This is a genomic window from Paenibacillus sp. FSL H7-0442, from assembly GCF_038593105.1.
Classification (GTDB): domain Bacteria; phylum Bacillota; class Bacilli; order Paenibacillales; family Paenibacillaceae; genus Paenibacillus; species Paenibacillus polymyxa_D.
The window spans coordinates 3,154,347-3,166,191 of the sequence record NZ_CP151963.1; the positions used below are offsets into that span (position 1 = coordinate 3,154,347).

Annotated in this window: 9 protein-coding genes; 5 read left to right on the forward strand and 4 right to left on the reverse strand. The window is 41.6% G+C overall.

The genetic code is table 11. The annotated features are described in order from the left end of the window. Window positions 1-418 precede the first annotated feature (418 nt). The 3 genes from MHH57_RS13690 to MHH57_RS13700 are packed head-to-tail and all read left to right on the forward strand — an operon-like array spanning window position 419 to window position 4,401. Window positions 419-2,035 carry a spore germination protein gene (locus tag MHH57_RS13690; RefSeq protein ID WP_069010592.1) on the forward strand — a complete coding sequence of 539 codons (1,617 nt, stop codon included), beginning with the start codon at window positions 419-421 and terminating at the stop codon, window positions 2,033-2,035. A gap of 12 nt (window positions 2,036-2,047) precedes the next feature. Then, complete coding sequence (locus MHH57_RS13695) at window positions 2,048-3,274, forward strand: Ger(x)C family spore germination protein (RefSeq protein WP_342434214.1); 1,227 nt, start codon at window positions 2,048-2,050, stop codon at window positions 3,272-3,274. A 29-nt stretch (window positions 3,275-3,303) separates the two neighbouring features. Continuing rightward, complete coding sequence (locus MHH57_RS13700) at window positions 3,304-4,401, forward strand: endospore germination permease (RefSeq protein ID WP_342434215.1); 1,098 nt, start codon at window positions 3,304-3,306, stop codon at window positions 4,399-4,401. Window positions 4,402-5,307: 906 nt separating this feature from the next. Here the strand turns inward: MHH57_RS13700 and MHH57_RS13705 are convergent. Further along, the gene (locus tag MHH57_RS13705; RefSeq protein ID WP_340955641.1) at window positions 5,308-6,051 is read right to left on the reverse strand and encodes a collagen-like protein; all 744 of its coding nucleotides are present in this window, start codon (window positions 6,049-6,051) and stop codon (window positions 5,308-5,310) included. A gap of 239 nt (window positions 6,052-6,290) precedes the next feature. On the opposite strand from MHH57_RS13705, the gene MHH57_RS13710 reads away from it, so the two are divergent. Both MHH57_RS13710 and MHH57_RS13715 read left to right on the forward strand, forming a co-directional pair. After that, window positions 6,291-6,725: a hypothetical protein gene (locus tag MHH57_RS13710; RefSeq protein WP_029517855.1), complete on the forward strand. Its 435-nt coding sequence runs from the start codon at window positions 6,291-6,293 to the stop codon at window positions 6,723-6,725. Window positions 6,726-6,847: 122 nt separating this feature from the next. After that, window positions 6,848-7,060 (forward strand): DUF6199 family natural product biosynthesis protein, encoded by a 213-nt coding sequence (locus MHH57_RS13715; protein ID WP_342435177.1) that lies wholly within the window; start codon window positions 6,848-6,850, stop codon window positions 7,058-7,060. A gap of 594 nt (window positions 7,061-7,654) precedes the next feature. Here MHH57_RS13715 and MHH57_RS13720 read toward each other — a convergent pair. The 3 genes from MHH57_RS13720 to MHH57_RS13730 all read right to left on the reverse strand — a co-directional run bounded on the left by MHH57_RS13720 (window position 7,655) and on the right by MHH57_RS13730 (window position 11,055). Next, window positions 7,655-8,053, reverse strand: coding sequence for a YmaF family protein (locus MHH57_RS13720; protein WP_081317533.1), 399 nt, complete (start codon window positions 8,051-8,053; stop codon window positions 7,655-7,657). Window positions 8,054-9,349: 1,296 nt separating this feature from the next. Next, on the reverse strand, window positions 9,350-9,763 hold the full coding sequence (locus MHH57_RS13725; RefSeq protein WP_342434216.1) for a nuclear transport factor 2 family protein: 414 nt from the start codon (window positions 9,761-9,763) through the stop codon (window positions 9,350-9,352). Window positions 9,764-10,449: 686 nt separating this feature from the next. Further along, window positions 10,450-11,055: a hypothetical protein gene (locus MHH57_RS13730; protein ID WP_342434217.1), complete on the reverse strand. Its 606-nt coding sequence runs from the start codon at window positions 11,053-11,055 to the stop codon at window positions 10,450-10,452. Between the last annotated feature and the right edge of the window lie 790 nt (window positions 11,056-11,845).

Genomic DNA, 11,845 nt, shown 5'->3' on the forward strand with positions numbered 1-11,845 from the left:
TCCACTTTTCCCGATGCCAGAGCATTTGCGCAGAAAATGATATATCCGGTAAATCCTATGGTAAAGCAACCAAATTTGTTCTCTGTGAAAGTCATCAACAATCAATGAGGAACGAGATGCCAGCAGATGATCTGGAGATACCACCATTCGAAATGACTCATCTTTTAAAAACTCTGAATGAAGGTCTTTGGCTACAACGAATCCATCCAATACAAAAACGACATCCGCAAGCCCTTCTCTTAGACTGTGTCTATACCGGCCAACAATTTTTGCCGTATGCCACTAAAAAAGCTTCTACTATTGTAAACATAGTTGAAATAAATTGATATAAAAACATTTTTTGGAAGGTGTGTACATATAAATCGTGGAATAGCAACATATTACAGTTAACCGCTATCTAGAAGGGAACTGTATTGCTATGGTTGACAAGTTAAAAAAATGGCTGTTTAAGCAGCCTTCACGATCTAAAAATGGCACGAGCTCTGAACCAGTTAATGATAAAAAAACGACTGAGTTATCCAAGGAACTGAGTGGCACGCTTAAGGACAACGTGACCTTGCTGAAGCAGGAAATAGGACATAGCACGGATTTCATTCTTCGTTGTTTGAACGATAAACAGGGCAATCCGGTTCTCGCTGTAGGTTTTCTTCAAGGCCTGATTGATCAGCAAATTTTAACGACACTGCTGGAGGAACTTACTGCAGGTATTCGAAATGGGGATCTCTCCGATCGTAATGTTGAAAGTTGGTTGATGGATCGTATTCCTATTGGGGGCATCACTTGCCTTAAAAATGAGAAAGCACTTATCCATGCCGTTCTTTATGGACAGGTGGTTCTCCTTGTCGAAGGCAGCACCAAGGCCTTTGCTGCTTCTATGAGCGGGGGGGCTAAAAGAGCGGTTGAGGAGCCAACATCGCAGACAGTAATTCGCGGTCCTAAAGAGGGGTTTACAGAGGATATATCCACCAATATCGCACTCCTCCGGAGAAGGATCAAATCAACTGAACTCCACTTTGATTCTCGAATTATCGGATCATACACGCAGACGAAGGTATCGGTGGCATATATTCGAGGCATTGCAGATCCAGAGGTGGTTAAGGAAATCTCCAGACGATTAGATTCCATTAACACGGACAGTATTCTCGAAAGTGGATATATCGAGGAATTTATTCAAGATGGGGTATGGACCCCCTTTCCAACCATATATAACACTGAGCGCCCGGATACTGTAGCAGGCAGCTTGCTTGAGGGGTTAGTAGCGATATTGGTTGATGGGACTCCATTTGTATTGATTGCTCCTGTAACCTTTTTTCGGTTCATCGCATCCAGTGAAGACTACTACCAACGTTATGATCTGGCATCTTTTCTTCGAATCGTTCGAATGGCATCCTTTTTCTTGGCATTGCTATTACCCTCATTCTTTATTGCAACAACAACGTTTCACCAGGAAATGCTGCCTACAACAATGCTCATCACTTTGGCTGCGCAGAGAGAGAATACACCATTGCCAGCCCTGCTTGAAGCAATGCTAATGGAGCTGACCTTTGAGGTTATTCGCGAAGCAGGAGTACGAATGCCGCGCGCCGTAGGGCCTGCAATCTCTATCGTTGGGGCATTGGTTCTTGGACAAGCTGCTGTACAGGCGGGATTGGTTTCTGCAGCTATGGTGATTGTGGTTTCATTCACAGCTATCTGCAACTTTGTACTACCTGCGATCAATATGGCGGGGGCTGTTCGTTTGCTCAGATTTGGACTAATGCTGTTAGCGGGTTTATTTGGATTATACGGCGTTTTGGCGGGCTTGGTTCCCATCCTCGTTCGATTAGTATCTGTGAATTCGTTCGGCGTTCCTTATATGATGCCGCTCGCACCTTTCTATACGAGCAATATGAAAGACCTGTTTGTGCGTGTACCTTGGTGGAAGATGAAGAAACGGCCGAAAATGATTGGGGATGTCAATCCAGTAAGACAGGCAACGGAACAGGAATCATTTGCAGAACAAGCGGGGGAACACAGCCGAGATCCCATGGCGTAAGGAGGAACCGATATGTCCCAATTAGGCAGATTTATTTTGGCCTTGGTCATATTATTCATTTTGGCGGGTTGCTGGAACCGAGTCGAACTGAATGAGCTGTGGGTAACTGCGGCTACAGGAGTAGATATGATGGACGACGGACAGTGGATGATGTCCTATCAGATTATTATTCCCTCCGCCCTTGCAAGTGGTACCGGAGGAGGAACGGGAGGGTCTTCTCAACCGGCATCCCATGTATTCTCAGTAAAGTCCAAAACCTATAACCAGGCGTTATCGTACAGCAATTTAAAAACATCAAGACAAATCTACATAGCACATAATCGTGTTGTATTTATCGGTAAGAGAGCGGCTGAGAAAGGAATGGACCGTTTAATTGATTTTTATCTTCGTAATACGGAAGCAAGGGAGATGGTAACTATGATTGTAACGGACGGCTTAGCATCCGATCTATTAAAGAAATTACTGCCGCCTGAAAAACTTCAAGGCGTCGCCATGGCTGAATTAGTCGACAAAGAGAGTGATATTTTATCGGTGTTTCCGAAAGTTAGGGTTTATGATTTCGTATTAAGCATGAACTCGGATTCCAAATCTATTGGAGTACCGGTCGCCGAGTTGACCGGAGAAGGGGACTATCAGGATGTGAAGGAAGCAGAGAGTCTGGATGTCTTCAAAAAAACCTCGGCCCCGCTCAAACTGGCATTGACTAAATTGGCGGTATTCCAAAAAGGAAAGCTCAAAGGGTTTCTCAACAAGGAAGAGAGTCTGGGTGTATCTTATCTGTCTCAAAAGATTAACAACAGCGAAATTTCGTTCCCATGCAGCGAACAGCCCGGTAGGGAAATGTACTCTTCCATACTAGTAAACTCTGCTAATGTAAAGCTTACACCCAGAAAAACCAGTTCTCATTACACTATGCAGGTTGGAGTGAAAATTAATGGGACTTTAAATGAAACTACATGCACTAAGGATATTTCCAAGACGAAGACCATACATGATCTGGAAGAAGAGATTGCAAAAGAAGTGACCAGTACGATAAATAAGGGCTGGGCTAAACTTCAGGAACTTGGTGTAGACGCAACTGGTTTTGCTGACCGGATTCACCGGAGGTTCCCAAGGGAGTGGGGAACGGTGAAAAAAGACTGGGATCAGGAATTCAAGAAGATAGAACTGGACATTCGAGTGGATGCACGGATTCAGCGTCCTGGCCTCCTACAGAAGCATATCGGAAGTCAAACCTAACCCATTTTGTATAAAGGGGCTTAAAAAGTATGAATAAAACCGTCACCAGGGTATCCGGGTTAGCTATCGCTTTTTCCTTGTTTCAGGTTGGCAGTACAACCTTATTCCTCTTGGGAGCTACAGCCAAGCAGGATGCATGGCTAGCCATGCTGATCGGCGCACTTGTAGGCTTCGTCTTGCTAATCATGTATTTATACATGCATAAACTTGATCCACATCGAGATTTGTACGAGCTCCTATGCCATTATTGGGGAAAATGGATAGGTAGTCTGGGTGGTCTTCTGTTCATCAGTTACTTTGCTTATGAAGCTTCCAGGAGTGTCAGGGACATTGGTGAGCTCGGCGCATTGACATTACTTAACAGAACTCCTACCGAAGTTATTACGTTTATAGCGTTAATTGTCTGTGCCGATGTAGTGTGGTTTGGACCGAGGGTCTGGTTCCTTCTATGTCATATCTTCCTTCTTCTATTGGTTTTTGGTTATGGGATTTTATTATTGCTTACTCCTTTTACAGGACTCATTCACTTTGAATTTTTATTTCCTGTATTGGAGAATGGTCTAACTCCCGTAGTGAAGGCTGCCATTCCCGAGATCGTGTCTTTTCCCTTCGGGCAGACGGTTCTTTTTCTTGTGCTGTTCAAGATTGTTACGGATAAACGTAAATTACAGCGGTCAATCGTCATTGTTTACTGGATCACTGCTGTGTTCCTTATTGTAATGAATGAACTAACAATCCTGGTTTTAGGTCCGGAATGGGCAGCATCAAGCACCTATCCCTTATTTGAGGTTACACAACTAATTCAGCTACCGAAGATCGTTGAGAGAGCTGATGTCCTGTTTTCGATGATTCTATTTATTGGAATCGGAGTCAAAACGGCTGGTTTTATGTTTGGTGCCGTCATTGGGCTTCAAACGATAACCCCCTTTAGATACAAGCCTGCTTTACTGTTGCTAAGTATCATCATATACGCCCTTACGTTTCTCTCCCCTAGGTTAACCGAATTTTTGTGGTTCGGTCTTCATGTAGCCTTGGTTCGAGTCTGGCCTATCTTTCAGATTGCTCTGCCTGTCCTCCTTTTCCTGACCATGCTAATTCGGAAGAAAAAGAGAAGGACTTATAGTTAGCTATAGCCCTCTCAACACTGTCTAATTTTTTCTTTGTCTTAGCCACATTGGATTCTCTAATGACTAATGTTGAAGAACTTACTGATGTTTTCGACAATTTGTCAGCAATCTTTAGCTTCATGATTCGATTGCCTTTGCTGTTTTACTATGCTATGCCTTTATGCTTACCACTATGGCATTTTCAGAAAGAGAATTTCCATTTACCTTGAAGGTGTCTTGGTTTATCTCACCAATGGGTCATATCCCCTAGAGCCCCAAGGGGTTTCACTATTTAGTAAAGTACAGATATTGATCACGTTCCCACTGATGAACTTGTGTGCGATACAGATACAAGCAACTCCAGCAAATCTCCATTAGTGTGATTTTGTAACTTAGTCAGGTCAATTATGTACGCCCGCTGATACTTTTTTGACAGCCAGTTAAAAATGCCCCACTGATTGGAGTTACTTGGAACTGTCGCCCAACCAATGTCCTTCATTTAATGCTAACCGATGCCGGATGGACTGCATTTGCAAACTTCTATAAATACAGAACAACGTCTAACTTATCCAGATTTACTATTGATTTTCGAGCGAATAAACTTCTTTTTTTAATGTCACAACAAAAAGAAGGTAGGAAAAGTTCCCCAACCTTCTTAGCATTCATATTTCAATGTTTGAATAATATCATTGTTTTTTACAATGTTACTGCGTATTTACCATTTTAACTTTAAAGATAGGCTTTGGAGTAGTGATAGTGTTTAATGGATCTTATTCCTGCCACTACGTCCTCTTGCCATGCTACACAATCCCTCCCCCATAAATACGTCTGCTTACTATAAGTGAATTAGACAAACTGACGATATGAAATCGTACAGTCTTTTCTAAAGCGGCTACATATAATGTTCTATATATCATTAAAAATGGCTTAAACGGTCAACTTTAATATAGTAAGAGTAGTATTGGTAAAGTTATGAAGTTGGGCTGGGGTTGCATTTGCATTTACCAATTGAATAGTTGTAGGAACGACCCCTACAGTAATAATGACTTCTGCCGAAATTGGTCCGCCACCGTTACCCGTGAAGGGAACAGGAGTAACAGGGATTCCATTTACGGTAAGGTTAAAGGCAGCATCACCTTGGTTATGAATTGTAAAATCTATTAGATAGCTTCCCGTTTCGTTGATTGTTATCGTTGTAGATGGAGGAGTGAAAGTAAATGCACCACCAACATTAGCCAGAACTCCAGTAAAGGTAATTGGTGAGTTACCCGGAACTGTGTCCGTTCCCGTACCAGGATCTGCTCGGAAGACACTTAAGAAGTCTGATATCCCGCCGCCTGCTGGCCCTGCTGCCCCCGTTGCTCCTGCGGGTCCTACCGCTCCTGCCGGTCCCACTGGTCCTGCTGGCCCCACTGCTCCTGCTGGCCCTACTGCTCCTGCGGGTCCTGTTGGTCCGGGAATTCCTTGAAAACCTTGTAGCCCTTGCTGGCCTTGAGCACCTGGAACTCCCTGTGGACCCGGCAGTCCCTGCGCTCCCTGCGGTCCCTGAGGTCCTTGAGGTCCTCGGATCCCTTTAACAATAACTTTCGGTAAAACTTTGACTTTTTTAACTACACATCTTCTAAATTTTCTCCGATGCATTTTCTTTTGCCAATAATAATGTCTAAACATAATTAATGATCACCTCCAAAGTCTAGTCAAAGTAGCTTATTGTGCAATTAACCAAAAAGATTGGGCTGTTGACTTGATCTTGGGAAAATAGGCATAGGTCTGACCCTATCGTGTTAGATTATTACTGCTTATCCTTCTAAAGCTTAATAGCCCTACTATCAACCGATCCAGCCCCTGCACAGTATGTATCTTTCTATTTCCAGCTTGCAAATTCTTTACCCAAAAAAGGAGATGAGATAATGACTAGATTGTTAGATGCTCGAACATCTCAAAACGCAAGTTACGGTAATACGATCTCAATCTCCATGCCAGCCAATACTCCTGTTGCCATCGCAGAGCTTGGCTTAGACGTGACGGGCGCTGGGGAAAATATGCGTGTACAATTATCAGGGATTGCTGAGCTTTCATTTCCCACTACTCCACCTTTTGACTCCGTTATTGCTATTTCTATTGTTAGAGGCACTCTCGACTCTCCTGTTGCATACGCCCTTTACTCTGTTAGTGTCTCCGAAGCAAACCCAAACGCTGTACAGGTCGTTACCATTAATGCATCCGATTACAATGTCCCTCTACCACCATCAAATGAATTAGTGTATACCTTATATTTATTTTGCACAGCGGATGCCACCCGAATAGGAATAGAAAGTTTTAATGCGGTTGCCTATTCAGATTAACATTACACCATCATATGGAGGGCAAAGCCCTCTTTTTTTCCATCTATCCTTGAGGGACGACACTTTCCATCTGTCGTTCTTTTTTGGTATAGTTTACTTAAGGAGTTGATCAAATGGGATTCATGCTTATTTTTATCGCGATTATTTTTTTCTCACTTGGTATTTTAAGTAAACGAATTCCCACTTGGGGATGGCGTGCAAACGAAGCCTGGAAGATCAAAGGTGACTCAGAACCAAGCGACGCTTACATTGACGACATGAAATTTAGAGGCTCTGTATCTATACTCTTTGGGTCCTTCTTTTTAGTATGTGGACTTTTGGTTATCTTCCTATAAGTTCCACTACCTGTTACCAATCACCAAAATACCCATATGGAAACGGAATTTGCTGTTTGGCTGATGCTCCTAAAATATCATTTAGCATATTTTCAAAACAGAAATCTGTCTCTCATCCAAAGCTTCCAGTAATCGAATTTCCTTAATCTTCTGAGACCGACCTGCCGCTGTAGTAAGTAGTAAAGATCATTTTTCTCGCATAGTATTTATTCATCAAACTAGCCATCCTATAAGGAAGAACAATGTAAAACTCGACTCGTCACTCTCGAGAGTGAGTGGTTTAGAAGAGCTAGTATACCCGGGTGTAATGACTTGTTTTCTTTCTAAGGCTTTCAAGGCATCCAAGGAACAAGAAAAGACGAGCCAGTAGTAGCTCGTCATTGTTACTACTGATTTTAAATTGTTTGGCCAATTACACTGTACTCATAAAGTCGAATCTTCAGTAACCTGTGGCTGAGTCCTTTAAGCATTACAACCCCCAAGTATCATAAGCAGTATAAATAGTACGAGAATAACCCCGACACTGGTAAACATGCCGCCATAACCAACTCCATCAGTCCCACTATTTGTATGGGGATGAGTTTTTCAAATTGATTAATATCGGTAGTCTTTCTCATCTCCAGTATTTCCACTGTACCTATGGGCGTGAGGAATTCTACCGTTTACTGTTGTATACCCTTCAAAATGATGGTAATGCCCACCACCTGTCAAGTGAATGGCTGGTCCTGTAGTACCTCTAATTAGATGCGTATGTTGATCGTTAAATGATGTTTCTGCATAATAATTATGAACATGCGGAACACCACTTGGAGCTGGTTCTGTTACTCCAGCGTAATGGTGGTAGTGTCCTACATCAAGTGATGTATTCCCACTAAAAGGATGTACGTGAACATTAACTGGTCTACCGTCCCACGAACTAATAAAAAGCTTATGCGAATGGTTAGATTCGGAATCACGGGAATGAACAACAAAACCTGTTATTGGTATTTCCATCAGTAGCCACCTCTCTTTATCAACTGCCATATACTATGAAAGAGGTAGTGTAAATGTTCAAAAGGCTATTTGAGTTGAGTTGGTTTCCACTATTCGGGTAGCAGGGTAGCAGGATAACAGGCTGTCAGAGCGTGTGTATGCCCTCTCTCTGCTCTTTGCTGTACTCTTTCCGGTATTCGTCCGGATAACGGAAAAAGTGCTTAGAACAACTCACATATTGGCGTATAAGAGCAAAAGAAAAAGCACCTCAATGGGTGCTTAACATTCTACCACGATGGTCGATGACCACATAAGGAACCAGCAGGTCCGACCTCGTCAATGTTTTGTGTATTATTTGATAAAGAAACGAACTTCCCATCAATAATTCTTACATAAGTCATATCTCCATAGTCTGGTTGTGTTTTATCTGTCTGCGGAGACACATACGTAATAAAGACGTTACAAAGACGGTGTCCATTACTCATCCTCATATCAACGGCTTGATTCAGGTAATTTTTAACCTGATTTGGATTTATAATATGCTGTTGTGGCGGTCTACCTGCTGGGTAATACTGTATTCCCCCGTGGGTATAATACATTTTTGTCACACTCCTCAGAAAGTTTTTACTTCCTGATAGCCTATGCATAGAAGTGTAACGTTGTGTAAGGCAAGATATTTTAGATGGGATTAATTCATTCTTTCACACAAGCTGTACGGGAACAAAACTGCTTAACCCCCATCCCACTTCCCCCATACACAACCTTTGCATTTTTTTGGCTTTTTTGGTGGTCCTTTCATGTATAGCAAAATTCCTTTCTTCTGCTTCTTCTTCAAACCAAAAATCCTTTCAAGGCAATAAAAGAAGCCACCCAAATGAGTGACTTGTATCTGCCTATGTATTTAGAGCACCAAATGAACCGAGGCGCTTATTTAAAACCCGAAAAAAGAAACAGCGATAGGTTCTATTCCCGCAAGCGGGATGCAAAACGCTACGCTGTTGCATAAAAGCATTTGTACTTAGTAACTAGAGAGGAGAGATAAGACCATTTTACAAATTGCTAAAAATGGCCGTCAAAGAACAAAAACCGGACAATACCGGAAAATGGGCAATTAAACCATTATAAGCTGGCTTTTGCTCACTTTCTCGATTACTCGCTATTAAGTAAAAATAAAGTCTTAGACTGCCGCTGTTATCATTCAACTAACGTTCTTCGTTAGCGTAACGCATTACTTGACCAAATTCGATATGTTGCCGGCCAATAACCTACGTTTTCGTATGATTACTCAGCATAGTGATGTGTAGCTGCACTAACATATCAACAGTCTCTTAAATCAAAAGCTTCTTCTAGTGCGGCAGTATCTTCGAAGATTTGAAAAAACCTTATCTTCTCCTGTTCTACTTCGCAAATAATTGCCCAATCACTCTCGAACACTTTCCCGGTTACATTGACCTTGATGCGGAAATTCCCCCATGCACACGCTGCTTCCTGATTACCGATGAGTTTGTGAAGGATAAAACTCTCTATTTGTTCTGCTTCCTCTAATAAGTTTAAATAATCTCTAACACCTTCTTTTCCATGAAATGTGCCGTATAAAGGAATTTCATTAGATGGCTCTTTTTTAAGAATAATAAATTTCGCTTCATCATGAACCAATTCGATCACTTTATCAATCTGTTTGCTTCCTAATGCTTGAAAATAATTTGTTAGCACCTGTTGAGCACTTTGCATTTCTACTAATCTCCCTTCGAATAGGCGGAATAAGCTTTGCACAATCCAATGATAACATATTTTATCTACCATCCTGCCCGTTGGCTTAACGCCGCCGCTGCCAGTCTAGAACTATATTTTCACGGTCTAACATTTTATTTCCATCAAACACTCGTCCCAGACAATTCTCTCACCCAGTTTATCCTCATCACCGGACTTCATAGTTTCTCAGCACACATCACAAAATGAAGCGCCTAATGTGGTGTGAAATTCTGGATTTGGGTCATTGCAGATCAAACATTTACCTTACAAAGCGTTTTGTTTTTCCTGTCCCCACATCACGGAACAAGCACTCCCTCCTTAAATTAAAAAGACACGCTGCGGAATTGAACCGCGCAAGGGTTCTGACCAGGCTGTTTCATGTTTCCGCTGGTTAACTGGTGCCTTGCTGCCGGCGCGTGCCATGTAAAAGGGCCGGCACATTGGCCGACCTGATTCACCGAGGCTCGAAAGCTGCGGTGTGTTCCTTATTTGATTTTCCATGATACAAATTTACCACATGAAAAGTCCAGTGGCGGATCATAAAACAGTCATTTTTCAATCAATTAGATGTCAACATCAAAACCTCGGCTATAACATGTTGAAAAAGACCACTCTGCAATTGAGTGGTCTTAAGAAAGGTATGGTACTATATGGATTTACGTTACTTATCTATACTGACCTACAAACGAGATATTATCAATTGTTGCTGAAGGATCAGCAAAAGTTACAAAATCAAGGGCTCTATATCTGTAGGTTTTGTCCATTGTATACGATGTTTGTTTACCTGAGCTTGAACCACTAAGCGTAGTATCTACTGTCTTCCCAATGTTCCCTTGGTCATTGATAACCCCAAAACCAGTGAATCTAACGCCTGCAGTTATGTTTCTCGCTTTACCATTCCCGTCCCAAACTTTCATATAAGCCCGCACTTCACGATCAATAATACCATTGTCAAAAGTTACGTACCCATCCATTCTACCGTCAATACCCTGTGAATTTTTGTATCCACTAAAGGTCTGTCTTTGGACAGCTTGGGTGCTGAATTCACCTGATGCTGCTGGTTTAATTGCATATGTTTTTACAAATTCAGCATCTTTATCGGACAATGGCTCGTTAAGATCATATGAATTGCTTATTTCTGTCAATCTTGCTTGAATATCATTATCCTGTGTTACACTTTCAGTGTTTTCTTCTGCGAATGCGGACATGGCTGGGAGTAACAACACCATAATAAGCGAAGCGATGACACTTTTCTTAAATTTGATTTTCACAAGTACCCCTCCAGTTTTTTAACATACGATAAAAAAATTAATACCATACCGTCTCTACCGTAAAAATATACCATTGGTAAATATAGTTTTCAACAAAATATGGTTATTTTAATCATAATTAGAAATAAGTCCTTTTTTTATTAAAAAATTAGTAGGAAGTACCCAACCTAACACATGAAGGAAGCTTAACAATATTGAATTAACTTTGTTACGGGATGTTTAAACAACAAAATTGTTACAACATAGAATCTTATGGCGATTTCTATTTTTCCCAGAATAATTCAAGTATGCTATAGTGAATATAACGCAATTTTCAGGAGGTGTTCTAGCTGTGGTGATAAACTTCGCAAGTTTATTATTGGGATTGTTGGTATTGGCCCTTCACGTAGCTTTATGTATTTGGGTATATAAAGACATAATGAAAAGCGGAAACAGCTATGCGTGGGCTGTAGGCTCGGCTATAGTAGTTTGGCTTTTTCCGGTACTAGGATTTATTGTATACCTGGCGCTTCGCAAACACATGAGATTTCTACACCAGTGAGACATATAGACAAAAGGGAGTGCAGAAGCACTCCCTTTCTATTTTATCCGATTACCGCTGTATTCAATTTAGTATAAAAAACCTGTAAGCGTAGGGCTGCGGCAAGAATAGATATAGCGTCTGTTTTAACCCTTGCAAATGTGCTCTCGCTAATCCCCATCTCCCCACAACTGAAGTAATCAAATTCACCCTCATCGTCCAATTAGCTCGAAGAATTACCTTCTTCTGAATGCAAGACAGTTTACTCAT